The organism is Arthrobacter sp. TJ-238, assembly GCF_058269215.1.
Genome location: NZ_JBZCNH010000002.1, coordinates 555,796 through 579,592, shown reverse-complemented (window position 1 = coordinate 579,592; position 23,797 = coordinate 555,796). Strand labels below are relative to the sequence as shown.

General features: G+C 71.0%; 19 protein-coding genes. 6 read left to right on the top strand and 13 right to left on the bottom strand.

The genetic code is table 11. From position 1 onward, the window contains the following. The first annotated feature begins 31 nt into the window (after window positions 1-31). Window positions 32-253 (top strand): SCO4848 family membrane protein, encoded by a 222-nt coding sequence (locus tag AC4D2O_RS05965; RefSeq protein ID WP_490905776.1) that lies wholly within the window; start codon window positions 32-34, stop codon window positions 251-253. A gap of 34 nt (window positions 254-287) precedes the next feature. Then, window positions 288-812 carry a GNAT family N-acetyltransferase gene (locus tag AC4D2O_RS05960; protein ID WP_490905774.1) on the top strand — a complete coding sequence of 175 codons (525 nt, stop codon included), beginning with the start codon at window positions 288-290 and terminating at the stop codon, window positions 810-812. 71 nt (window positions 813-883) lie between these two features. On the opposite strand, the gene nhaA is transcribed toward AC4D2O_RS05960, so the two are convergent. Then, window positions 884-2,227 (bottom strand): Na+/H+ antiporter NhaA, encoded by a 1,344-nt coding sequence (nhaA, locus tag AC4D2O_RS05955; protein WP_490905772.1) that lies wholly within the window; start codon window positions 2,225-2,227, stop codon window positions 884-886. 97 nt (window positions 2,228-2,324) lie between these two features. On the opposite strand from nhaA, the gene AC4D2O_RS05950 reads away from it, so the two are divergent. Next, entirely contained in the window at window positions 2,325-4,013 is a 1,689-nt protein-coding gene (locus AC4D2O_RS05950) for a sensor histidine kinase (protein ID WP_490905771.1), read from the top strand. A 51-nt stretch (window positions 4,014-4,064) separates the two neighbouring features. On the opposite strand, the gene AC4D2O_RS05945 is transcribed toward AC4D2O_RS05950, so the two are convergent. The 10 genes from AC4D2O_RS05945 to AC4D2O_RS05900 form a co-directional block, all read right to left on the bottom strand. Continuing rightward, window positions 4,065-4,445, bottom strand: a complete 381-nt coding sequence (locus AC4D2O_RS05945; RefSeq protein WP_490905769.1) for an ArsR/SmtB family transcription factor — start codon at window positions 4,443-4,445, stop codon at window positions 4,065-4,067. Between the two features lie 39 nt (window positions 4,446-4,484). Beyond that, window positions 4,485-5,729, bottom strand: a complete 1,245-nt coding sequence (locus tag AC4D2O_RS05940) for an MFS transporter (RefSeq protein ID WP_490905767.1) — start codon at window positions 5,727-5,729, stop codon at window positions 4,485-4,487. A 97-nt stretch (window positions 5,730-5,826) separates the two neighbouring features. Continuing rightward, the gene (sufU, locus tag AC4D2O_RS05935; protein ID WP_490905765.1) at window positions 5,827-6,279 is read right to left on the bottom strand and encodes a Fe-S cluster assembly sulfur transfer protein SufU; all 453 of its coding nucleotides are present in this window, start codon (window positions 6,277-6,279) and stop codon (window positions 5,827-5,829) included. A gap of 1 nt (window position 6,280) precedes the next feature. Continuing rightward, complete coding sequence (locus tag AC4D2O_RS05930; protein WP_490905763.1) at window positions 6,281-7,597, bottom strand: cysteine desulfurase; 1,317 nt, start codon at window positions 7,595-7,597, stop codon at window positions 6,281-6,283. A 99-nt stretch (window positions 7,598-7,696) separates the two neighbouring features. Further along, window positions 7,697-10,348 carry a LuxR C-terminal-related transcriptional regulator gene (locus AC4D2O_RS05925; RefSeq protein WP_490905762.1) on the bottom strand — a complete coding sequence of 884 codons (2,652 nt, stop codon included), beginning with the start codon at window positions 10,346-10,348 and terminating at the stop codon, window positions 7,697-7,699. Next, window positions 10,345-12,834, bottom strand: a complete 2,490-nt coding sequence (locus tag AC4D2O_RS05920; RefSeq protein WP_490905760.1) for a LuxR C-terminal-related transcriptional regulator — start codon at window positions 12,832-12,834, stop codon at window positions 10,345-10,347. The genes AC4D2O_RS05925 and AC4D2O_RS05920 overlap by 4 nt, the downstream gene beginning before the upstream one ends. A 315-nt stretch (window positions 12,835-13,149) precedes the next feature. Further along, on the bottom strand, window positions 13,150-13,407 hold the full coding sequence (locus tag AC4D2O_RS05915; RefSeq protein WP_490905758.1) for a hypothetical protein: 258 nt from the start codon (window positions 13,405-13,407) through the stop codon (window positions 13,150-13,152). Between the two features lie 123 nt (window positions 13,408-13,530). Then, window positions 13,531-13,698, bottom strand: coding sequence for a hypothetical protein (locus AC4D2O_RS05910; protein WP_490905757.1), 168 nt, complete (start codon window positions 13,696-13,698; stop codon window positions 13,531-13,533). 245 nt (window positions 13,699-13,943) lie between these two features. After that, window positions 13,944-14,528 (bottom strand): aminoacyl-tRNA hydrolase, encoded by a 585-nt coding sequence (gene pth / locus AC4D2O_RS05905; RefSeq protein ID WP_490905755.1) that lies wholly within the window; start codon window positions 14,526-14,528, stop codon window positions 13,944-13,946. Window positions 14,529-14,539: 11 nt separating this feature from the next. Beyond that, window positions 14,540-15,199, bottom strand: a complete 660-nt coding sequence (locus AC4D2O_RS05900) for a 50S ribosomal protein L25/general stress protein Ctc (protein WP_490905753.1) — start codon at window positions 15,197-15,199, stop codon at window positions 14,540-14,542. Window positions 15,200-15,484: 285 nt separating this feature from the next. Between AC4D2O_RS05900 and AC4D2O_RS05895 the strand changes: the two genes are divergently transcribed. The 3 genes from AC4D2O_RS05895 to AC4D2O_RS05885 all read left to right on the top strand — a co-directional run bounded on the left by AC4D2O_RS05895 (window position 15,485) and on the right by AC4D2O_RS05885 (window position 17,915). Beyond that, window positions 15,485-15,934 carry a VanZ family protein gene (locus AC4D2O_RS05895; protein ID WP_490905752.1) on the top strand — a complete coding sequence of 150 codons (450 nt, stop codon included), beginning with the start codon at window positions 15,485-15,487 and terminating at the stop codon, window positions 15,932-15,934. Between the two features lie 102 nt (window positions 15,935-16,036). Further along, window positions 16,037-17,350, top strand: a complete 1,314-nt coding sequence (locus AC4D2O_RS05890; RefSeq protein ID WP_490905750.1) for a UDP-glucose dehydrogenase family protein — start codon at window positions 16,037-16,039, stop codon at window positions 17,348-17,350. 13 nt (window positions 17,351-17,363) lie between these two features. Beyond that, complete coding sequence (locus AC4D2O_RS05885) at window positions 17,364-17,915, top strand: LPXTG cell wall anchor domain-containing protein (protein ID WP_490905748.1); 552 nt, start codon at window positions 17,364-17,366, stop codon at window positions 17,913-17,915. A 369-nt stretch (window positions 17,916-18,284) separates the two neighbouring features. Here AC4D2O_RS05885 and AC4D2O_RS05880 read toward each other — a convergent pair whose 3' ends face one another. Together AC4D2O_RS05880 and AC4D2O_RS05875 are read right to left on the bottom strand one after the other, a co-directional pair. Beyond that, window positions 18,285-21,002: a helix-turn-helix transcriptional regulator gene (locus AC4D2O_RS05880; protein WP_490905746.1), complete on the bottom strand. Its 2,718-nt coding sequence runs from the start codon at window positions 21,000-21,002 to the stop codon at window positions 18,285-18,287. Next, complete coding sequence (locus tag AC4D2O_RS05875) at window positions 20,999-23,617, bottom strand: LuxR C-terminal-related transcriptional regulator (RefSeq protein WP_490905744.1); 2,619 nt, start codon at window positions 23,615-23,617, stop codon at window positions 20,999-21,001. Before AC4D2O_RS05875 ends, AC4D2O_RS05880 begins: the two co-directional genes overlap by 4 nt. Window positions 23,618-23,797: the final 180 nt, after the last annotated feature.

Here is a 23,797-nt window from a genome sequence, read left to right as displayed (position 1 = left end):
CCCCGCCCCCGAACCGAAAGACCCGCACGCCATGGAACTGCCCACACCCCTCGCCCTCATCCTGATCCTCGCCGGCGTCTGGACCCTGATCGTCTGGCCCCCGTTCCTGCGCCGCATCCTCAAGGACCCGCGCGCCCGCGACGAGAACGGAGCGGCCACCCGCTTCCTCACGGTGCACGTCATGCTGATCTCCACGTCGATGATCCTCGGCGCGGCCACCGCCGTCATCGGGGTCCGCACCCTCATCGGCTGAGCCCCGCAGGGCCGTACCTCCCGAGGAGCAGACCATGTCCCGCCCCTGGCTTCCCGCCGGTTTCGAGCACCCGCTCCTGGTCGAGTGGACGGAGGGCGTGCACCTGCGTCCCATCGGCCCCGACGACGTGGACATCGACCTGCCCGTCGTCCTCGAGAACCGGGAGATGCTCTGGGCGATGTACGGACGGGCCTGGGGCTGGCCGCCGCCGACCATGACCCGCGAGCAGGACCTCGAGGACCTGCAGCACCACGCCGACGACATGGACGCGCACGCGTCGTTCAACTACGCCATCCTGCCCGCCGACGAGAACACCCTCCTGGGCTGCCTCTACATCGACCCCGTACCCACCGACGAGGGGGCCGAGGCCGAGGTGTCCTGGTGGCTCGCCGCCGGCGCGCCCCCACGGCTCCGGGACGAGCTGGACGCCTTCGCCCTGTCCTGGCTCCGGTCCGACTGGCCCTTCACCCGCCTCCACACGCCCTTCAACGACGTCCTCCGCCCTGCGGTCGACGAGGACTCAGGCGAGGGAACGGACGGGGTGACCGGTGGGCGCTGAGGACTCCCCCGCGGCGGCTGCGGACGGGCACGGTCAGTGACCCGCGCAGCCCGCCACAGGGACCCGCCGGGCTACGACCGGCCGTCCTGCTCGTACACGTCGGGGATGCCGTCCTGGTCGGCGTCGATGGTCTCCTCGACCGCCAGCGCGCGGTAGTGGCGGTTGCGGAGGACCAGCACCGCCGCTGCCAGGAGAGCGGCCAGCAGCGACGCCGTGAGGATGCCCACCTTGGCGTGGTCGTCGTGGATGCTGCCCAGCCCGAAGCTGAGCTCCGCCACGAGCAGCGAGACCGTGAAGCCGATCCCGGCCAGGAGCGAGACCCCGAACACGTCGACCCACTTCAGGGACCGGTCCAGGGACGCCCGGGTGACCTTCGTGACGAGCCAGGTGGTCCCCAGGATCCCGATGGGCTTGCCCGCCACGAGGGCCACGATGATGCCGACGGCCACGGGATCGGTGACGGCCGAGAGCAGCCCGTCCCAGCCCCCGATGGCGACGCCGGCGGAGAAGAAGGCGAACACCGGGACGGCGAAGCCTGCCGAGATGGGCCGGAACCGGTGCTCGAAGATTTCCGAGAGCCCGGGGCCGGCCGTCGGGCCGCCGCTCGCCTGCGAGCGGATCACCGGGATGGCGAAGCCCAGGAGCACGCCGGCTACCGTGGCATGGATGCCCGAGGCGTGCACGAGCGCCCAGGTGACGATGCCCAGGGGCAGGAGGATGATCCAGGCCGCCCAGGGCCGGGTGCCGAAGAACCGGCGGTACCGCTGGGCCAGGAACGTGAAGACCGCCAGGGGCAGGAGCGCCAGCAGCAACGGACCGGCGGAGAGATCGCTGGTGTAGAACACCGCGATGATGGTGATCGCGATGAGGTCGTCGACCACGGCCAGGGTGAGCAGGAAGATCCTCAGTGCGCTCGGCAGGTGTGAGCCGATGATCGCCAGCACGGCCACAGCGAACGCGATGTCCGTCGCCGTGGGGATCGCCCAGCCGCGCAGCGCCTCCGGGCTGGCAAGGTTGATCAGCGCGTAGATGACGGCGGGAACCACGACGCCCCCGACGGCGGCGGCGATCGGCACCACCGACCGGCTGAAGCTTCGGAGGTCGCCGGCCACGAACTCGCGCTTGAGCTCCAGGCCGACGAGGAAGAAGAAGATGGCCAGCAGCCCGTCGGCAGCCCAGGCGCCGAGGGACAGCTCGAGGTGCCACGGCGCGTAGCCGACACGCAGGTCGCGGAGCGCGAAATAGCTCTCGGAGGCCGGTGAGTTGGCCCAGACGAGGGCGAGGACGGCCGCGGCGACGAGCAGGATACCGCCGACGGTCTCCTTGCGCAGGATCTCGCCGATCCTCAGCGCCTCGCCGTAGGTGCCCCTCCCCAGCACGGAGGAACGCGGCGGAACGGATGGGGTCTGGCTCATGGTGATGTCCTCACAAGGGGTTGACGAAGAAACTGCCGACCAGACTTCCCGGCTCACCTCCGTCCAGTCTACTGGGCCTCTGGCCTAGGATCAGCCCATGGGCGAAACCGCACACGCACCGACGGCGGGAAGCCTCCAGGGAACGGGCCGCAGTGCGCGGCGCTCGCGGCACCGGCGCCGCATCATCTACAGCGAGCTCGCCCTCACCATCGCGTTCACCCTCGCCACGGCGCTGGCCTTCACCGAGCCCGACGCCCTCGCGTCCGCCCCGGGATTCCTCGCCGGCTGGGCCCTGAATCTCCTCGTCCTGGCCCTGTGCTGCACACTGCCGTGGTCGCGTATCCCGAGCCGCTGGGTGATCGTCCTGCCGCTCGTCGACTTCGTCGCGGTCGGCTTCTCCCGCGCGTCCGCGGGCGAGAGCCTTGCGGGGGTCGGCCTGCTGGCGGCGTTCCCCGTCGTCTGGATCGCATCCCGGGTCCGCACGGGTACCGCCGTCGCCGTCTCCGCCCTCGCGTCCCTGACGATCATCTGGCTGCCGCTCGCGTTCCGCGCCGAACCGCTGACCTTCGACGAGCTGGTGGACCCGGTCCTTCTCCCCGTGATGCTCTCCGGCCTCGCCTGGTTCGTCGGCGCGCTCACCAAGGAGAACCGGCGGCGCCAGGAGGCGCTGAGGGCCTCCCAGGAGGCGCTGCGCGAGAACGTGGAGGCCGGCCGCGCCCGCGAACGCCTGCTCGGCACCATCCTCGACACGGTCAGCGTGGGGCTGCTGGCGATCGACGCCGAGGGTCACGACATCCTCATGAATGCCCGTCAACGGGAGGCCCACGCCGCTGCCGCGCCTCCCGGCAACGACGATCCGAACGAGTCCGACCTGCTGATCTTCGGCGCGGACCGGGTCACGCCCGTCCCGCTGGAGGAGCGGCCGGTGCGCCGGGCGATCCGCGGTGAGGACCTCGACGCCGAACAGGTGTGGGTGGGCAGCGGGCGGGCCCAGCGCGCATTCAACATCTACTCGCACGCCATGCACGACGACGACGGCGCGTTCGCCGGCACGGTCGTCTCCTTCAACGACGTGACCGAACTGGTCCTCGCGCTGCAGGCCAAGGACGACTTCCTGTCCAACGTGTCGCACGAGTTCAGGACGCCGCTGACGTCCATCCTCGGGTACCTCGAGCTGACGCTCGAGCGCGAGGAGGACCTGCCCGACGGCGTCGCCAGACACCTCCAGGTGGCGCGCCGCAACGCGGTGCGGCTCGAGCGTCTCGTCGAGGACCTCCTCGCCATCAACGCCGGGTCCTTCCGGGTGGACCCCGTGCCCACCGACGTCGGGCGGCTCCTGGCGGACGCGACGTCGTCGGGGTACGTCCGCGCCACGCGTGCGGGTCTGCGGCTCGTGAACCGCGCGCCGTCGTGCCTGCCCGCCGTGGTGGACCCGGTGCGCCTCGGGCAGGCCGTCGACAACCTGCTCACCAATGCGGTGAAGTACAACCGGCGGGGCGGAAGCATCACGCTCGACGCCCGCCGGGACGAGGACGGCCTGGTCATCGAGGTCGAGGACACGGGGATCGGGATCGACTCGGAGGACCTGCACCGGATCTTCGACCGCTTCTTCCGCTCGCCGACGGTCCGCGCGACGGCGGTGCCCGGCGTCGGGCTGGGGCTGCTGATCACCAAGACCATCGTGGGCGAGCACCAGGGGTCCATCACCGTGACGAGCGAGCGCGGCAAGGGCACGTGCTTCACGATCCTGATCCCGCAGCCCGCGATGAACGGCGTCCGGCCCTGACCGAGTGCCGATGCGGTGGAATCCGGGCTGCCGGCGGGCCGGTGGCAGTGCCTACTCGTGGACGGGTTCCCCGGTGACGCGGTGGTCGGCGTGGTTCATGCCCTCGAGGATGAGCCGGGTCAGGTGCCCGTCGACGATGCTGTAGACGACGTTCCGCGCCTCCTTCCGCGTGGACACCAGCCCGGACAGGCGGAGTTTGGCGAGGTGCTGGCTCACCGCGGTCCGGTTGGCGCCCGTCGCCGCGACGAGGGTTCCGACGTCGGCCGCCCCCTGGGTGAGGAGCCACAGGAGATGCAGGCGGGTCGGGTCGGCGAGCATGCGGAAGGTCGCGGCTCCCGCTTCCAGCCGCGCCGCGTCGGGGGCGACGGGATGCACCAGGCTCGGCCGGGCGGGCTCGCCGCCCGAGGCGGTGGGGGTGCTGATCTCGACCACTCTCCTCGTCCCGGCGTCGTGTCCCGTGCCGCTCCTACGCTACCGCCCCGGGACGGCGCCCGGCCTGGCGTGGGCCGCCCGGGCGCCGTCCCCTGCCGGTCGCCAGACGGCGAGCGCGGTGAGCGTGCCGGCCAGGGCCAGCCCTCCCAGCACGAGGGCCGCCGTCGGCTGGCCCGCGGCGGCCCCGACCCACCCTGCGACCGGGTACGTGAGCATGAAGCACGCATGGGACAGGGAGAACTGGGCGGTGAAGAGGTAGCTCCTGGTGTCGTCGGTCGCCGCGCGCCGGAGGAGACGCGAGGACGGCGTACTGATCATGGAGGTCCCGATGCCGAGGACCGCCCAGAGGCCGAGGAACAGCGCCCACGACCCGCCGGTCCCGGCGACGGGGGCCGCGCCGAGCAGGCCCAGCGGGAGGATGGTCCCGCCGGCGAGCATGAACGTGCGGTCCGCCACGCGCTCGAGGACTGCGGGCGCGACGAACGCGACGAGCATCGACCCGGCGCCGAAGGCGGCCAGGGCGATCGCGACGCCGGTGTTCGACCCGCCGAAGAGCTCCCGGACGTAGACGACGGTGTTCACCAGGACGAGCGCCGTTGCCGTGGCGACGACGAGGTTCAGGGCCATCAGCCCGCGCAGGGTCGGGTCCCGCAGGAAGATTTTGGTGCCGAGGGTGGTGCGGCGCAGGAGCGGTCCCTGATGCTGCGAGGGCGGGATCACCGGGAGCCGCGTCGCGAGGACCATCGCCGCGGACACGAGGAACCCCGCCGTCGTGCCGGTGAACAGGTCGGAGTACGACACCACCGTCAGCAGCGCGGCGGCCAGCAGCGGGCTGAGGAGGGACTCCAGGTCGTAGGCGAGCCGGGAGAGCGACAGCGCCTTCGTGTAGTCCTTCTCCTCCGGCAGGACGACGGGGATGAGGGACTGGAACGCGGGCGTGAAGGTCGCCGACGCCGACTGCAGGACGAACACCAGCACGTAGATCTGCCAGACCTGGTCCACGAAGGCCAGGCCCACCGCGATCGCGGCGCGCACGAGATCCGCACCCACGAGGACGCCCTTGCGCGGCAGGCGTTCGACCAGGGCCGCCATGACGGGGGCGACGAAGACGTAGGCGATCATCTTGATCGTCAGCGCGGTGCCGAGCACCGCGCCTGCCCGGCCGCCGGCGAGGTCGAAGGCCAGGAGGCCGAGGGCGACGGTGAGCAGTCCGGTACCGAGCAACGCCACGACCTGCGCGGTGAAGAGGGTGCGGTACGCGGACCGCCGGAGGACAGAGAGCATGGGAGGCCCGTCTCGTGCAGGGGTGGGTTCCCCCACCATAGGTGCACGAGTGTGCACCTATGAACCTGCTCGTGGGACAGGCCTCGGGAGGCCCGGGTCAGGCGTTCGCGGCGAGCAGCGACTCCTCGAGCGCCACCCACGCGAGCATGGCGCACTTGACCCGGGCCGGGAACCGCGAGACCCCGGAGAACGCCGCGGCGTCGCCGAGGACCTCCTCGTCCGCCTCGATCTTCCCGCGGGAGCGCAGCACCTCGCGGAATGCGTCCACCAGCGTGATGACCTCGTCCCGCGGCAGCCCCTGCACCAGGTCGGTGAGCACGGACGCGGAGGCCATCGAGATGGCGCAGCCCGCGCCGTCCCACGTCACGGTGGTGAGCGTGCCGCCGGCCACGCCGGCGCGGAGGGTGATCTCGTCGCCGCACACGGGGTTCAGCTGGTGGGACTCGCCCACGCGGCCCGCGCCGTCGTACTCCCGCAGCGGCGAGCCGTGCCGCGCCTTGGCGTGGTCGAGGATGATCTGCTGGTACAGCTGTTCGAGGCCCGTGCTCATGTCAGTTCGCTCCGAAGAAGGGACGGACTCCGGCGACGGCCTCGAGGAAGGCATCCACCTCGTCCGTGGTGGTGTACAGGTAGGTGCTGGCGCGTGTGGTGGCGGTGAGGCCGAAGCGCCGGTGGAGCGGCTGCGCGCAGTGGTGGCCCACCCGCACCGCGATGCCGCGGTCGTCGAGGAACTGGCCCACGTCGTGGGCGTGGACACCCTCGACGTCGAACGCGGCGAGGCCGATGCGCGGCTCGCCCGCCCGCGGCCCGAGGACGCGGATGCCCGGGACGGCGTCGAGGCCCTCCACGAGCCGTGCGCCGAGGGCGGACTCCCAGGCCTCGACGCGGTGCATGCCGGTCTCGGCGAGGTAGTTCGCGGCGGCACCGAGGGCGATCGCCTGCGAGATCCGCTGCGTCCCCGCCTCGAAGCGGTTCGGGGCGGGCAGGTACTCGGCGCGCTCCATCGTGACGGTGGTGATCATGGAGCCGCCCGTGAGGAACGGCGGCATGGCGTTCAGCAGCTCCGCCCGCCCGTACAGTGCGCCGATCCCGGTGGGCCCGAGCATCTTGTGGCCGGAGAACACGAGGAAATCGACGTCGAGGGCCTTCACGTCCACCGGGAGGTGCGGCACGGACTGGCAGGCGTCCAGCAGGGTGAGGGCGCCCGCGGACCGCGCGAGCGCCACGAGATCGGCCACGGGGTTGATGGTGCCGAGCACGTTGGAGGCGTGCGAGAACGCCACGAGCCGGGTGCCGGCAGTGATCACCGCGGCGGCGTCGTCGAGCCGCAGGGCGCCGTCGTCGGCCACCGGCAGGAAGCGCAGCTCGGCGCCCGTGCGCGCGGCGAGTTCCTGCCACGGGATGAGGTTCGCGTGGTGCTCCATCTCGGTCACCACGATGTTGTCGCCGGGCCCAACGGCGAACCGGCGCGCCGCCGCTCCCCCGCGTCCGGCAGCGGCGTTGGACATCGCGTAGGCCACGAGGTTGATGCCCTCTGTGGCGTTGGAGGTCCAGACGAGCTCGTCGGTGCGGGCCCCGATGAAGCGGGCGACGGCGGTGCGCGCGTCCTCATAGGCGTCGGTGGCCTCGACGGCGAGCGTGTGGGCCCCGCGGTGCACGGCGGCGTTGCGCTGCTCGTAGTACTCCTGCTCGGCCTCCATGACGCTCAGCGGGTTCTGCGAGGTGGCCCCGGAGTCGAGGTAGACGAGCGGCCTGCCGTTGACCTCGGTGCCGAGGATCGGGAAGTCGTTGCGGATGCGGTGCACCTCGGCGTCGGTCAGCACCGCGTGGGACGGCGTGAGCGTGACGGGCGTTTCGACCACGGGCACGTGGGACTCCTCAGGATCGGGCAGGCCTCGCGGCAATTACGCAAGGCTTCTCTGCTCTAATCCTGCCACCGGATGCGATCCGGGGCACCCCAGTGGTACCTAAGTTCCCTGCGCGAACAGGTGCAGGTCCTCGCGCCGGCTGATGCCGAACTTCATGAAGAGCCGGTAGAGGTGCCCCTCGACCGTGCGCACCGACGTCCCGTGGCGGTCGGCGATCTCCTTGTTGGTCAGCCCCTGCAGCACGAGGGTCACCACAGCGGTCTCCCGCGGGGTCAGCTTCACGGCCGCGGGGAGGCGGATGGCCTCCGTGGAGGAACCCTCGAAGCCCGCGGTCGCGGCCGAGAGCTTCTTCTGGGCACGGCGTGCGGCGGCGGGATCACGCCGCTTGTCGTGCACCTCGCGCGCACGCTCGAAGCATACGGCGGCGAGCGGCCGGTAGCCGGCGTCGAGCGCGGCGTCACCGGCCTCGAGGAGCCGGTCCGCGTCCGAGGCGGCGCCGGCACCGGCGAAGGCGTGCAGCAGCGCCTGTTCGCGGCCGTCGAACGTCGCCGTGAGGGCGGCCAGGCGCGCGAAGACCGTGCGGTCACCCAGCATGAGCGCCTGGTTCAGCGCGGTGGCGGCGACGAGCGGAAGCCCGGCCTCCTCGGCCTCGTCCGCGAGCCGCACGAGCCGCGGGATGCCGTCGGCGTCCGTCTCGAGGACGGCCGTGACGGACTCCGCGTGGACGCGGCCCAGCATGCGCGCCAGGCGGGTGCCGCCCGTCCACTCCGTACCCTGCTCCACCAGGAGCGCGGCCTGCCGCTGGTCGCCGGCCAGGAGGGCGGCGTAGGCGGCCAGCCCGGTGATCCACGGGAGGACGTGCAGGTGGTCCGTGGTGCGCAGGGCATGCACCGCGAGGCTCAGCCGCGACTGCGCGGTGGGGAACCGGCCCTCCTGCAGGGCGTGGACGCCGTCGAGCAGGTCGAGCCACCCGGCCAGGAAGTGCGTGCGCCGGGCGTCCAGCCGGAGCCTGGTCATCGCGGTGGCGCGTGCCTGCTCCCACTCCCCCGCGACGGCCAGTGCCAGGAGTTCGAGGCAGATCGCGTGGGTGCGGTAAGCCACGGTGTCGGCGTCCGTACCGGTGAGCTCCAGGGCCCGCCCGGCCAGGCGGGCCGCTTCCGCGGGTCTCCCGGCCCCGGTCGCGTCGACCGCGAGCGCGAGGAGGGCCGCCAGCCGTGACGGCACCGGGGCGCCGTCGTCGTCGGCCAGCGCCCGGAGTGCGACGGCGTCGAAGGGTTCGTCGTCGACCGCGAGCGCCGCGATGCTGCGTCCCACCGCCACCGTCCGGGGATCCGACGCCGACTCCGAGCGGGTCAGGAACTGCTCCCAGCGCCCGGCGTCGGCGTCCATGCCGTCGGCTGACGCCGCCCGGCGCATCCTCACCTCGAGCGCGAGCAGCGCGCCGCCTTGAAGGACATCGGGCGGGGCGGGAGCCTCGAGGGCGTCCCCGAGGAGGTCGAGTGCCTCGTCGAGCAGCCCGCCGTTGGCCCGCGCCCAGGCGAGTTCCACGAGGCAGTGCCGCTCGAGCTCCGGAGACCGGATGGCGCGGATCGCCCGGACGGCGAAGGCGCTGTCGGAGCAGCGGTTGGCGCTGGTCGCGGCGGACAGGAGGATGCGGTCGTCGAGCGGCATCCCGGCGTCGAGGGCCAGTGCCGCCCGCTGGCGGACCTCCTCGACGTCGCGCGGCGGGGTGGTCGCGGCGGCCAGGACGCGTCGCTGCAGCAGCACGCGGCGCGCCGTGGGGATCGAGGCGCGCAGTGCCTCTGCGTGCAGCGGATGCCCGACCGTCAGTGCGCCGTCGTCGCGGCTCCTGATCCAGGAGCCACCGAGCAGGCGCTGCAGCACGCCGTGGCCGATGAGCTCCCGCGCCTGGTCGCCGGGCAGCGGGCCGCCCACCGCGAGGAGCTCCATCGCCTCCCGCTGGGCGGAGTCGAGCGGGGCGAGCGCGGCCTGCACGAGGTCCGCGAGGTGCGCGCCGAGGGGCGGGAGTTCGGGGGCCGACTGCCAGACGCCGTCGGTCTCGGTGATGAAGCCGCGCGTGAGGCCGTCGCGCACGAAGAGGCGGACGAACTGCGGGTTGCCGCGCGTCAGGTACGCCACGGTGTGGACGAGCCCGGCACCCACGGGCCCGCCGAGGAGCGCGGCGCACAGCTCCTCGACGTCGGTGAGCGTCAGCGGTTCCACGGGCATGCTGGTGACGATGCCGTCGGCCACGAGCTCGTCGAGGCCCTGCGGCAGTCCGGGCGCGGGACGGGCGAGGAAGAGGGCGCGGGCGCGGCGCATGCCCAGGAGCTGCGCGACCAGCGTCACGGAGCCCGGGTCGAGGTCGTGCGCGTCGTCCACCACGAGGAGCGGGAGGTCACCGCCGGACTGCGGCACCCCGCCGAGCTGCGAGGGACCGCCGAGCGCCTGGCCCACGCGCCGCAGGACGGCCACGGGCTGCGCCATGTCCTCGGACCTCAGGCCGGCGAGCCACGTGGAGAACGCTCCGTACGGCACGGTCCCGAGGACGGCGCTGCCGCGGACGCGCAGCACCCGCGTGCCCTCGGCGAGCTGGCCGACGACGGCGGCGGCCAGGGCCGTCTTGCCGATCCCGGCCTCGCCCAGCAGGAGGATGCCGGAGGTCGAGGGGTCGGAGAGGTCCCCGATCAGGCGCGCGAGCTGGTCCTCGCGTCCGATCAGCAGGTGCGGGGCGTCCCTGGGCGCGCTCATTGCGTGAACACCGTGGCGAGCTGTTTGCGGCTGGAGACGCCGAGCTTGCCCATGGCCTTCAGGATGTGCCCTTCGACGGTGCGGATGGAGAGGTGGTGGGTGGCGGCCACTTCCTTGTTCGTGGCGCCCCGGGCGGCCATGCGGGCGAAGGCGCGCTCCCGCTCCGTGAGGATGCGCCGCGCGCTGGTGTTCCTCCGGGGTACGTGCGTGCGCCGGAAGATCTGCTCGGCGCGGATGAAGTGCAGCGGCTCGTCCTCGGTGTCGTGCAGGCGCATGGACATCAGGGCGGCGGAGCCGGCCAGGTCCAGGTGCCCGAAGGCGAACGCCGCCTCGGCGGCCTGCAGCAGGATCATCGGGTCCCGGGCCGCCACGCCACGGGCCAGGAGCTCCCCGGCTCCGGCGAGGGGAGTGTCGATGCCCCGCGCGAGCTCCAGCAGGAACGGGGCCTGGGACTGCTGGCCGAGCCGGACGGCGTGCATGCGCAGCAGCAGTTCGGCGCCGGTGTTGCCGGCCTTGCGCTGGGCGCCGGCCATGACGACGAACCGGCGCGCGGCGGCATCGCTGTCGGACATGAGGGCGTCCGCGAGGGTGCGGAGGAGGCCGATCGTGGAGCGGTGCAACCAGGGAAGGTGCTCGGCGGACCCGGCGTCGCGGCCGTCCCGCACGTCGGTCGGGGACGCATCGGCGTCGTCCTCGCGGCCCAGCGCGGAGGCGTAGGCGGCCGCCGCGACGGCGAGGGGCAGCAAACCGCTCCGGTTGTCCTCGCGCAACTGCTCGAGCGCGGGCCGCACCACCGCGCTCGCGGCGTCCCTGTGCCCGAAGGCGGCCAGTGCGGTCCCGGCGAGGGTGTCCGCCACCGCGGGGTCCTGCCATTGCCCGGCGGCGAGGGAGGAGCTGCCCGTGAAGCGCAGGGCATCCTCGAGGTAGCCCTCCTGGACCAGCGCCGCGAATCCGTTCTCCTGCAGCAGGCGGGCCGCGGTCCCCGTAGGGGCGGGCAGGCCGAGGCCGTGGAGCCGGGCGAGGGACCGCCTCGCTCCCGGCCCGGTGCCCGTGAGGCTGCGCGCCAGGACGAGCCGTGCGGCGCGTTCCGCGGCGAGTGCGCCCGTGCGGAGCACGCCGTCCCGGGGTGCGGCGAGCTGCAGGACGTCCGTGAAGCGTCCGTCGTTCGCGGCCGCCTCGACGGCCACCGTCAGGGCCTGATCGGCCGCGCGGGCTGGATCCGACGCCGGCGCGTCGCCGGCCACGATCCGTTCGAGGAGCGCGCCGGCTTCGCTGAACCGCAGGCGCAGCAGGCATCCGCGCACCTCCGCGAGGTCCGCGGCGTCGACCCCCGCGAGGTGCCGGACGGCGAGCAGGGCGAGACGCGGCTCACCGGCGTCCGTGGCGGGCCGGGCAATGTCCCGGAGGTATGCCTCCTGCAGCGGGATCTCGGCGTCCAGGAACCATCGCAGCAGGTTCAGGCGGCCGGTGACCGGCAGGCCGCCGGCGTCGAGGCTCGTCAGCCGTTCGAGGAACGCGGGCAGCGGGTTGACGGCGAGCGCAGCGCGCAGGCGATCGCCGATCACCCCGTTGGCGACCGAGACCGCGTGCGGCGCCTCGGGGTCGACGACGCACACGCCTGCCTGCTCGAGCTCGTCCACCACCTCCGCGCTGCAGGACGGCAGGAGTGCGTCGAGGGGTACCGGTCCGGCGACCGCGACCACGTCCAGGACCTGGCGGGCGGCGTCGGTCAGGCCGGCCGGCGGGCCGGGCAGGCCGTCGTTCCCGTGCGCGGTGGCCGGGTCCACGCCGTCGTGCCATATCCACGCCTCGGCGCTGCGCGTGAGCGCACCCGCCGCGACGGCACCGCGCACGGCGAGCTGGAGGGCGCGGAGGTTGCCGCGGGAGGCATGCCAGAGGGCGACGGCGGCCGTGCCGGAGAGCGGCCCGTCCAGCAGCTGCGCGAGCAGGGTGCGCATACCCTCGAAGGTCAACGGTGCCACGTCCACGCGGGCGAGCCGGCCGGTGCGCCAGAGGTCGAAGAAGCGGGCTGCGGACGGGGCGGGGCCGTCGCAGGCCACGAGGAGGCGGGCGGCGCCGACCTCCGCGAGGTAGGAGAGCACCCGGACGGAGGGGTCGTCGAGGTGGTGCACGTTGTCCACCATGAGGATGGCGGGGCGGTTCCGGGCTCGCACGCGCAGCGCGGCCTGGAGGGAGTGCAGGACGGGGAGCGATTCGATGTCCCCGGCGGGGTCCACGTCCATCAGCAGCACGCTGAGCGCACCGTAGGGCGTGGAGGTCATGGCGGCGGAACCGCGGATGAGGACCACCTGCGCGGTACTCTCCAGCTGTGCCGTAGCTGCGCGGGCGATGGCCGTCTTGCCCACTCCGGGTGCTCCGACGATCAGCACGCCGGCCGAACCGGGTGCGGCGAGGCCCGCCAGGATCGAGGAGACCTCCCCCGAGCGCTCGAGCAGCGGCCAGGCACCCATGTAGTCGTCGGTCATGACGGCGGGTCTCCCCTGTCCATCAGCAGAGCCATAGCCAGTCCCCTCCAGCCGCCTTGCCCGGGCATTCACCCCGACCGTTGCATCGTCGACCAGGTCGTTTTGCCGAATCCTACTCGATTATGCGCCGTTATCGCAGTGGGAACGCCCTCCGACACAAGTAATCTTCGCCGTGGGGCGAGTACCGGCACGCGGAGTGGGCGGGGCCGGATGCGTAGTTGCCACACCTCCGCTGCAGCGACGCCGCAGCATCCCGAAGGAGTAGTCCGCTCTCCCACGAATGACACGGGCGTGCGGCAGATCCGCGCAATGCCCCTACGCCGGATTCATCGCCGGCTTCATCGCCGCCTGGTTCTCCGCTGCTTGCTCCGATGCCAGCCTGCGGGCGGTGTCCTCGCGGATGACACGGAGTGCCTCACGTGTCTCCCGGAGCATCCGGCGTTCGGCGATCACGAACCTGCAGGCCCCATACAGACCGGGCAACGAGAACAGCACGCCGTACAGCATCCATGGCCTGGCCCGCCTGAATTCATGCAGATCCCGCTGCACGCGTTCGTGCTCCTCAGCCTTCACAACGCCCCCTCGTGTCGCCGAACAATGGCCTTGAGCATACGATGCCCGCGGCTCTTTCCAGCGTCTGCTGGAATGCCGATGTCGCGGTGCCCTGGAGGAGTTCCAGGGCACCGGGACCGGGGACTAGCGGCTGGTCGCTGCGCGCTGGGTGGCGTTGAAGGCGAAGTTCACGGTGCTGGTGAGCCCCTGGAACGTGTTGCCGGCCGTGGTGGGGAGTGTCGCGGTGACGGGCCCGCGGGCGTAGGCAAAGCCGGGCTGTATCGTTTCGGTACAGCCGCTGGCGCAGGACACGATGGTGATCTTGAGACCGTTGAAGGCGTCGATTGTCAGCTCCGAGGCGGGGCCGCTGCGGTCGTGCTGAGAGTTCTAGTTGCCGGTGCTGTTCAGGTTGGCCCGTATCCGTTCGGGAGGACTGCAGGTAGTGCTCGCCCGTTGCTGTGCAGTCGACCCACTCGTGCCATCGGTCGCCCGGCGGCACGCATGGAGGTATTTGTTCGAGTCAGGGCTTTGGGTAGCGAATCCAGCACCTGAAGCACCTAGACCGGGGCGTGGAATTCCTGCTGGGCAGCCGTCAGGCCGTCGCGTATGAGGAGCTCGACGGCGTCCGCGGCGTCATCGAGGAGGAACGGCAGTTCCTTCTTCTCCACGGTGCCGAAGTCCTTGAGCACGAAGTCCGCGGGGTCCTGGCGTCCAGGCGGGCGTCCCACGCCGACCCGCACCCGGTAGTAGTCCTTGGTGCCCAGGGCCCTGCTGATGTCGCGCAGGCCGTTGTGTCCGCCTTCTCCACCGCCGACCTTGAGCTTCAGCGTGTTGAAGGGAATGTCGATCTCGTCGTGCACGGCGATGACGTGGTCGGGCGCGACGTCGTGGAAGCGGGAAAGCGCCGAGACCGGACCGCCCGTGATGTTCATGTAGGTCAGAGGCTTCGCCAGGACCAAACGCGGACCACCGATGCCCATCCGCCCCTCGAGGGTGACGGCTTGGGCCTTCGATGAGGTGAAGCGGCCGCCCATCCGGGTAGCGAGGAGGTCGAGGACCATCTGGCCGACGTTGTGGCGGTTGCCGGCGTAGCCGGGCCCGGGGTTGCCGAGCCCGACTACGAGCCAGGTGTCAGTGGACACCGGTTGCTTGCCTACTTCTCGTCGGCGTCGGTGATGACGGCGTCGGCGTCGGCGTGGCCGGCGGTCGCGCCCTCGGAGGTACCCTCGACGTCGGCGTCGGTCTCGGGGGTCTCGGGGGTCTCGCCGAGGTCCTGGACCGTCGGTGCCATGAGGTTGACGATGAGGGTCTCGGCCTCGGTGAGGAGGATGACGCCCTGGGGCAGCTCGATGTCGGAGGCGTGGATGTGCTCCCCGACCTCGCGGCCTTCGATGTTGACAGTGAGGGTCTCGGGCAGGTGCGTGGCGTCGGCCTCGACGAGGACCGTGTTGGCCTCGAGGTTGAAGGTGACGTCCGCGGCGGGCTCGCCCTCGACGTGGATCGCGACGTCGACCTGGACCTTCTCGCCGCGGCGGACGGTCAGGAGGTCGAGGTGCTCGACGATGCGCTTGAGCTGGTTGCGCTGGATGTCCTTGACCAGGGCCAGGTGGTCCTCGCCGTTGATGTCCAGCGTCAGCAGGGCGTTGGGGGTGCGCACGGCCAGCGTGGTCGCCTTCGCGGGCAGCAGGATGTGGATGGGGTCCGCGCCGTGGCCGTAGATGACGGCGGGGATCATGTTGGCGCGGCGGGCCTGGCGAGCCGAGCCCTTGCCGAACTCGGTACGGACGTGTGCTGCGAGCTTCTGCTCGGACATGGTTTCTCCTGAACGGTTGAGGCTCTTTGCGGTAGGCGAGAGCACTGGGACGTTACCGGGGCGGAAGGAACACGCGTGAGGCAGTCGTCTAGAAACCAGTAGAGTCGCTAGCCACCGTCGATCACGGAGTACGGCCGGATAGTGCTTCCTCCGGCCCGCTCCCTCGCCTAGGCATCGCCTCCAATCCTACAGGAGAGCGGACGGTCGGCTGTTCCTCAGGTTCGTGCGGCCATAATGGAGCAACTCCCCCACTGCCCGTCAGTCTTCTTTCTCGAAGGACTTCCCGTGAGCACCGCGCCGCTCCCCTCATCCCGGTACAGGGACGTGACCGCGGGCTTGTGCGCGGCATGGCTGCTGGCAGTAGCGCTGATCGTCCTGTGGCCGACGCCGGTGGACCGTACGGGCGGACCACTGCTTCAGCGGGCACTGGCGTATCTGCACGCACACGGTTTGTCCGCGTCCGTGACCTACAACTCGGTGGAGTTCCTGTCCAACGTGCTGATCTTCGCGCCGTTGGGCCTCTTCTGGTTCATTCTCGCCCCGCGGGGTTGGCGGTGGGCCGGGCCGCTGGTCGGGATGGGCCTCTCGTTGCTGATCGAGGGGACGCAGGCCGTCCTGCTGCCGCTGCGGGTCGCGACGCTGGATCACGTGCTCGCCAACACCTTCGGTGCAGTGTGCGGCACTCAGGTGGCGTGGATGCTGATCTCTGTGCGCCACCGCCGGCGGACGCCATAGGTTCACCGACTGTTCAGTTAGTCCCAGCCTGCGCTCACTGGGAGTCTTCCGGGCCTCGTTAGCGTCATCCTCGGATCAGTCCCTTCCCCGAGGAGCACCAGAATGCGCATTTCCATCATCGGCTGCGGTTACCTGGGTGCGGTCCATGCTGCATGCATGGCGAAGCTGGGGCATGACGTCGTCGGCATCGACGTAGACCCGTGGAAGATCGGTGAGTTGCAGGCGGGCCGCGTCCCCTTCTTCGAGCCGGGCCTGCCAGAGCTCCTTGAAGAGGTGCTCGCGACCGGCCGGCTGAAGTTCAGCCCCGACATCGCGGACGCGAAAGGAGCGCAGGTCCACTTCCTGTGCGTTGGAACCCCTCAGCGGAAGGGCGAGTACGCAGCGGACATGCGCCACGTCGACGCCGCCTTCGCCTCCCTCCTGGACTCACTCGAACCAGGCAACGTTGTGGTCGGCAAGTCCACGGTCCCGGTGGGCACCGCGGCGCGCCTTGCCGAGGATCTTGCGAAGCGCCACCCCGACACCGTGCTCGCCTGGAATCCGGAGTTCCTCCGCGAGGGCTTCGCCGTCAAGGACACGCTCTCACCGGGCCGGTTCGTCTATGGGGTACCTGCCGGCGAGCCTGGCGTTCGTGCTTCCGCTGCCCTCGACGAGGTGTACAGCTCGGCGCTCTCCCTCGGCACGCAGCGCCTTGTGTCCGACTACGCCACGGCCGAACTCGTGAAGTCCGCCGCGAACTCCTTTCTCGCCACGAAGATCTCTTTCATCAACGCCATGGCTGAGGTCTGCGAGGTCACCGGTGCGGACGTCACGATGCTCGCCGACGCCATCGGCATGGACGAGCGGATCGGTCGCAAGTTCCTCAACGCGGGTATCGGTTTCGGCGGTGGGTGCCTGCCGAAGGACATTCGCGCATTTATGGCTCGGGCGGGTGAGCTCGGCGCCGACCAAGCACTAACCTTCCTGCGGGAGGTGGACGACATCAACGTGCGCCGACGCATGCGAGCTGTCGAACTCACCCGCGGACTGCTCGGAGGCTCGTTACTAGGTAAGCGCATCACTGTCCTCGGGGCAGCCTTCAAACCCAACAGCGACGACGTGCGCGACTCCCCTGCGCTGAACATCGCCGCGCAGCTGCAGCTCCAAGGAGCGGACGTGACCGTCACCGACCCCCGGGCGATTGAAGGCGCACGCCGTCGCTTCCCCGAACTGGTGTACGAGCAAGATCTCAACGCGGCGATCTCAAGGGCGGACGCACTCCTTCTACTGACCGAGTGGGATGAGTACAGAACCATCACGCCTCAGCACGCCGCTCGATTCGTGTGCACTAGGAACGTGCTCGACGGACGCAACGTCCTTGACGGTCAAGCCTGGCGCGCAGCGGGATGGACCTATAAGGGGATTGGAAGACCCTGATTCTCCACCGCCCGTGGGCGCGGCACCGGCTTACGTCACCGAGGAGACCGCCACCGTCAGCGATGGCACCATTGCTCCCGGTGAGACCGTCACCTTCAGCGGCACCGACGGACTCTTCGAGCCAGGCGAAGCCATTCGCATCACCGTCGACCGCACCGACGCAACGCCTTCGGCCGCCGGCTTCGGCGCTGGTGGAGCGGCTTCAGCCCGTGGCGGGCTCATCGTCCTCAACCAGATCGTCCTGGACGAGACCATTAACGCCGATGCCAACGGCAACTTCTCCTACGACGTACAGCTCAACGAGGAAGGCGTCTACACGCTGACCGCCGCTGCCCTGGACGGCTCCCCTGTGGTCACTGCACGCGTGGTCGTCAATTCCGCGAACGCTGTCGGTGGCACTACCGGCGGCACCACCGGCGGCACCACCTCGGCCACCGGCAAGAGTGGCCTCGCCAACACCGGTATGGACTCCGCCATGCTTCTCTGGGGCGCCGCCGGCATCGGTGCGCTCGGCCTGGGTGCCGGCAGCATCGTTGTTGCTCGCCGTCGCTCCGTCGAGGCGTAACACCTCGTAGCACCTGGCAACACGCAGTACGCAGAAGAAGGGCCGGAGCACTTGCTCCGGCCCTTCTTTTGCGTTCGTTTCGCTCTGGTCAGGTTGCCCTGATTCCGGGGAAGGGGCCAGCGACAGCTGGGGACGAAGTCTCGGTCTCAAGAAGACTCCTATGCCGCTGGCCCCAGTCCGGGACCCGCCTTCACTCGGGTGAGGGCATGAGCCCTGCTGCTGGACCACCCTTGCTCCAACACATGCAACATTACGTATTGCTTGCATACCTCTCACGAGTACGAGGGGCTCGTTTTTCCCCCACGGCTACCCGGAATTGTCTGTTCAACTACCTAGTCGGAACGTAGAACTACATGGTCGGGCCCGCCGTCATCGCTGATCCTGGTCGCCCGAGAACTCGGCGGTGAGTTCTTCGCGGGTCGTGATGCCGAGTTTCCCGTAGATCCGGTAGAGATGCCCCTCCACAGTGCGAGTAGAGAGGACGAGGATTCTCGCGATGGCGCGGTTCGTCGCACCCTCGGCGGCGAGCTTCGCGATCTCCCGTTCCCTCGACGTCAGCTCGTGGGACGTGCGCGCATCACCCTCCTCGTGCGGCAGCACGCCCTCGAGCAGTGACTGGCGCCGGCGCATGGCCCGCAGGGCGAGCCGACGTGCCCTCACATCCCCCTTGTCCGCGTACAGGCGCATGGCCCGGGCCGAGGCATCGGCGGCAAGCGGGACCTTCTGGATGCTCTCCGCCTTGTCGGCGGCCAGCAGGAGGGCGTCGGGGTCCGAGGCGGTCAGCGCGTGGGCGTACTGCGAGAGGACCTGCGCCTCCGATCCTTCGAAGCTGTCCGCGAGCTCCGCGAGGCGCCAGGCCCGCGCCGTGTCCCCGAGGGCCAGCAGCAGTTCGAGGGTGTCCTTCTCGCAGGCCGGGAAGGGCGCCGACCCTGCCGTCTCGGCCAGCTCCCGCAGCGCATCGAGATCGTGGCCGTCCTCGGAGCTGCCGGAGTTCGCGGCGGCGAGGTAGGCCCGGGCCACGAGCAGCATGGGACGGCTGCCGGTGCCCGGGACCTGGTTGAACTCCTGCTCGAAGGCGCCCGCGGTCTCCTTCTCCCCCAGCGAATGCGCGCACCAGGCCGCCACGCCGAGCGCGTAGGGCAGCAGCATCTCGCTGTCCGCCTGCCGCAGCGACACCAGGGCGGGGATGAGGATCCGCAGCGCCGAGCGGTACTTGCCGCGGCGGACCTCCAGGACGGCCTGCAGTACGGGGAGGGCGCCGCTGACGTAGCTCAGGTCCACCAGCGGCTGCCGGCGGTACTCGTCGATCGCCTCCGTGGCCGTCGAAAAGTCACCGGACGCCATGAGAGCGGTGACGTACTGGGCCACGATGGGCGCCCGGAGATGCTCCAGCCGACCCTGGGACCGGTCCACGTTCTCGAGGGCCGCCCGCAGTTCCGCGTGCGCGGCGTCGGAGAGGCCGAGGGCGCCGTCGATCATGCCGCGCAGCGTCAGCACCAGCACCGGGACGTGGGCCGGCGGGTCGGCCTGCTGCGGGGAAAGGGATGCGTCGAGGGCCTCCAGTTGCGTGCGGGCCGTGTCGAACTGCCCTTCCAGGACCCAGCCGAGCAGGTGGAGCAGCGTCAGGTCCTCGCGGGCCGACGCCGCGTCATCCGCGGTGTCTGCCGACTGTGGTGCGCCGACACTCCCCGCTCCGGCGGCCTCGAGCCGCGCCGCGCACGCTTCCGCGATGCGGTGGAGGGTGTCCGGGTCGTCGCCGCGCCGCACACAGGCCAGGGCCTTGAGCGTGGCGGCGTCGGCCAGCGTGCCCGGCCGAGCCGGACCGGTGAGCACCTGATCGAGCATCGCGACGGCGACCGCGTACTCCCCCAGGGTCACCCGCACGCGGGCCTCCTCGACGGCCGATGCGGCGTCCCCTCCCCCGGCCTTCGCGGCTCCTGCGAAGCGGAGGGCCGACTCCGGCCGCGAGACGTGGGCCGCCGTCCGCGCAGCCTCGAGGAGGATCGTGGCCGGGACCGGCACGTTGGCGTCGAGGGCCCAGTTCAGGTACTCGATCCGCCCGTCCTGCAGGGCGGGCAGCGTGACGTCGTCGTCGAACACCTGCCGGCGCAGCTCGGCGCTGCGCCCGGCGGGGACGAGCGCCCGCATCACGCGCGTCATCATGGGGTGAGCCACCCGGAGCAACCCGTTGGGCGAGCCGGGGCTGCGCAGGAGCCCGCGCCGCAGCAGCTGCTGCGCCACGGCGTCCTCCACGAGCCGCGCCAGGCGCGCCGCGGTCAGTCCGCCGCTGAGGGACACGGCCTCGTACGCCGTCCGTTCCTGCTCGCTGAGCCCCTGGAGGAGGGTCTTGGCGAGGTCCGTGAGCGGCGGGCCGGGCGGGTGGAAGCGTCCGGTGAGACACCACACGCCGTCGCGGAGCACCAGCTCCCCCGTGGCCGAGGCGTGGTCGAGCAGGGCGCGCAGCATCAGCGGGTTCCCTGCGCTCTGGCGGGCGAAATAGACCTCGGCCCCCCGGGTCACGGGACCGCCGAGGGCGCTCTCGCAGAACCTGCCGGCGTCGGCGTCGGACAGACCGGCGAGGTCCACGCGGCTGATGAACCCGTCCGTGTAGAGGGAGAACAGCTCGCCGGAGCGCGGCGGGATGCCGTTGGAGAAGAGCACCACCTTGATGGTCCGCGAGACCACGAGCTGGGTGAGGACGTGGCTGCTGTCGTCGTCGAGGTACTGGGCGTCGTCGATGATGACCACGGCGTCCCGGCCCTGCGACGCCTCCCTCAGGTATGCGACGAGCGCACGGAGTGCGGACAGGGACGAACGCAGCGCCTGCGGCGAGGCGTCCGAGAGATAGGCGCCGAGCGAGCCGTAGGGCACATCGGCGAGGTTCGATGTCGCCCGGATCACGAAGCACCGCTTGTGCTGGCCGTCGATGATCGGCACGAGCCGGCGCGCGATGGCGCTCTTGCCCATCCCGGTCTCACCGATGACGAGTGCCCCGTGGAGATCGGGGTGGGACAGTGTGTGGACGATCGCACCCAGGATGCGCTCGATCCCGACGAGGGGGACCGAACCGTCTTCCCGGAGTGTCACTGCAGTCGGGTGGGCAGCAGCTCGGCGAGCTGGAGGCGGGAAGAGACGTGCAGCTTGGAGTAGATCTGGTACAGGTGGCCCTCGATGGTCCGCACGGACACGCACATCACATCGGCGATCTCCCGGTTGGCGTAGCCACCCGCCGCGAGCTGCGCGATCTCGCTCTCCCTCGGGGTGAGCGACTCGAGCTGCGACAGAGGGCCGCCGGAGGTTTCGTTCACGAGGACCTGCCGCGCCCGCTGCTGCACCTCGCGCACCGTGGACTTGTTGCCCATGGCCTGCGCCGCACTCAGCGCGGACCGGGCGGCGTCGCGGCCGAAGTTCTGGTCGCCGGCCGCGGCTGCGAGTTCCATGGCCTGCAGGAGCACCTCGGCGTCTCGGTGACTCACTCCCTTCGCGAACATCTCGCTGAGGCGGGCGAACGGTCCCTGCACGCGGGCGGCGACCTCGGACAGCTCGGCCAGTGCCTCGGTGTTGCCGAGCCGCACCGCGGTGGTGAAGGCGGAGAGCCCGAAGAGCGACGCTCCCCGTTCCCTGTCCCGCTGCCCCAGTGCCTGCAGCTGCAGCGCGGCCTCCGACTTCGATTCCCGCAGGCCGAGGCTGGAGAGCTGCAGCTGGGCGGTGAGCCGCCGCACCATCCACGGCACGCCGGCGGCTGGCTCCGCGTGGACGAGGAACGGGATGGCGTCCTGGATGTTCCGGTTCATGGTGTGGCAGTAGGCGATCGACGCCGCGGCGACCGGCAGGAGGCGGTGCGGATCTCCGCCCCGCAGCTGGTCGAACGCCGGCTTCAGCAGCCCGAGGGCGTCCTCGGGCTGGCCGCAGCGGGCGCGGACGAGTCCCAGGGCGAGCTGCACGGAGGAGCCGCGGTGCGCCACCTCGCCGTCCTCGATGTCCAGGCCGAGCCGCCGGGCACCGGAGCCCCAACTGCCCGACGCGCTGTAGACGGCGATGAGGCGGAGGTAGGCGATCTCCCGCGTGCGGTGGCTCACGCCGCCGTGCTGCAGGCGGTCGGCAAGATCGTCGGCGAGCTGGAGGGCCTCGAACTGGCTCTCCATCATGGCCCACGCCTCGCACAGGAGGACGTCGCTGCGGATCTTCTGCTCGGGGCTGAGCGGGTAGGCCGCCGCCCTGAGGGACTGCATGAGTTCGCGGGAGCGCGGGTACTCGCCGTCGAGGGAGGCGAGCTCCGCCCGGGTCATGATGATCTCTGCGCGCAGCGCGTCCGTATCTCTGGTGGCGGCGTCGACGCGGGCTTCCGCCTCCGCGACGGGGTCACCCGCACCGCGCAGACCCAGGAAGCTGCGCAGGGCCGCGTCGGCGAGGAGCATCCGCACCGCGTCGGCGGGCGCGGCCTGCTCCGCGAGCGGAGCGGCGAGGGAGAGGGCGTTCGCGGCGTCCTCGAAACGGCCGGCGTCGGTGAGCGCCCGGATCCGCTCGGTTGCCACGGCGGCGGACGACCGGTGGGCGTCGTGGATCTCGGTGAACTCGACGGCGTCGCAGTACCGGCCCTCGGTCCTCGCGGACTGCGCGGCGGCCAGCCCGAGGGCGGCGGGGACCGGGCGGTGGCAGCGCAGGAGCCAGCGCGCGTGCTGTTCCGGGTCGAGTGCGTCGGTCAGTCCGGCCTCGTCCGCGACCCGTGCGTACAGTTCCTGCGCACGCTGTGCGGAGAGGGACTCGACGGCGCCGGCGCCCAGCACCGGGTTTGTGAGTTCCACATACTCCTGCTTGCCGTGGCGGACGACGACGAGGCCCGCGGACTGCAGGGCGTCGACGTCGGCACTACCGGCGAGCCGGTGCACGTCGGGGACGGGCAGCCGGCCCGCGAGTGCCAGGAGGAGTGCGACGTCCCGCTGCCCCGCGGGCAGCGCGTCCAGGACGGCGGTCGCTGCCTCGGTGACCTCGGTCGGCACGGGGGTGCCGCCAGGCAGGAGCACCCAGGTGCCGTCCTGCCCGACGATGCGGCGACCGCGCAGTGCGCGGACGGAGGCCTGCAGGAAGCGGGCGTTGCCTCCGCTCATCCTCAGGAGCAGGTGCACGCACTCGACGCTGACCCGCCCCTCGAGCTCGGCTTCGATGAAGACCCGGGCCTCGGCTGCCGTGAAGGGCGAGAGGTCGAACCTCCTGAGGGAGCCGTCCCGCCACAGCGAGGCGAACATGGGATCCGCGGCGGTGAAGTCCTGCGTGGTCAGCAGCACGCTCGCGGTCCCGTTGAGGACCAGCTGCGTGATGAGCGCGGCGGAGGACGGGTCGAGGTACTCGATGTTGTCGACCGCGAGGACCACGCGCCGGCCCCGCGCCTGGAAGTTGAGGAGCTCGGAGACCGCCCGCAGGACCGTCACGGGATGGTCGATGACGTCCGTCTCGAGTTCTGAGAGCAGGAAATTCACCGGCCGGAACGCCTGGTGGTAGGAACCCTTGGAGCCCCGGATGCGGACGACCAGCAGGTCTGCGGCCCGCGCTGCCAGGGCCTGCTGCATGACGGCGGTCTTGCCGACGCCTGCATCACCTACCAGCACGGCTCCGACCGAGCCGGCCGAGAGCAGGGCCTCCTCGACCGCCGCGACGGTATCGGCTCGCCCTACGAAGAAGGGTGCTTCGGCCAGCCTGCTCATATCGTTACCACCTTGCGGTGAACGGAGACTAGCGAGGGTTGGACGGTTGCGCCAGCGGTTCGAGCATCCATGGGAGCACTTCCTGGATTCGAAGAATGTGTGGTTCCCCCGAGCCTAGAAAGGCTTCCAACCGTCTACACGAGTAACACTTACTGGAGTTCGATGCCACCTACTCGCTTT

Coding starts and splice junctions, on each gene's coding strand:
- AC4D2O_RS05965 (WP_490905776.1), top strand. CDS start 32: ATGGAACTGCCCACACCCCTCGCCCTCATCCTGATCCTCGCCGGCGTC.
- AC4D2O_RS05960 (WP_490905774.1), top strand. CDS start 288: ATGTCCCGCCCCTGGCTTCCCGCCGGTTTCGAGCACCCGCTCCTGGTC.
- nhaA (WP_490905772.1), bottom strand. CDS start 2,227: ATGAGCCAGACCCCATCCGTTCCGCCGCGTTCCTCCGTGCTGGGGAGG.
- AC4D2O_RS05950 (WP_490905771.1), top strand. CDS start 2,325: ATGGGCGAAACCGCACACGCACCGACGGCGGGAAGCCTCCAGGGAACG.
- AC4D2O_RS05940 (WP_490905767.1), bottom strand. CDS start 5,729: ATGCTCTCTGTCCTCCGGCGGTCCGCGTACCGCACCCTCTTCACCGCG.
- sufU (WP_490905765.1), bottom strand. CDS start 6,279: ATGAGCACGGGCCTCGAACAGCTGTACCAGCAGATCATCCTCGACCAC.
- AC4D2O_RS05925 (WP_490905762.1), bottom strand. CDS start 10,348: ATGAGCGCGCCCAGGGACGCCCCGCACCTGCTGATCGGACGCGAGGAC.
- AC4D2O_RS05920 (WP_490905760.1), bottom strand. CDS start 12,834: ATGACCGACGACTACATGGGTGCCTGGCCGCTGCTCGAGCGCTCGGGG.
- AC4D2O_RS05900 (WP_490905753.1), bottom strand. CDS start 15,199: ATGTCCGAGCAGAAGCTCGCAGCACACGTCCGTACCGAGTTCGGCAAG.
- AC4D2O_RS05890 (WP_490905750.1), top strand. CDS start 16,037: ATGCGCATTTCCATCATCGGCTGCGGTTACCTGGGTGCGGTCCATGCT.
- AC4D2O_RS05875 (WP_490905744.1), bottom strand. CDS start 23,617: ATGAGCAGGCTGGCCGAAGCACCCTTCTTCGTAGGGCGAGCCGATACC.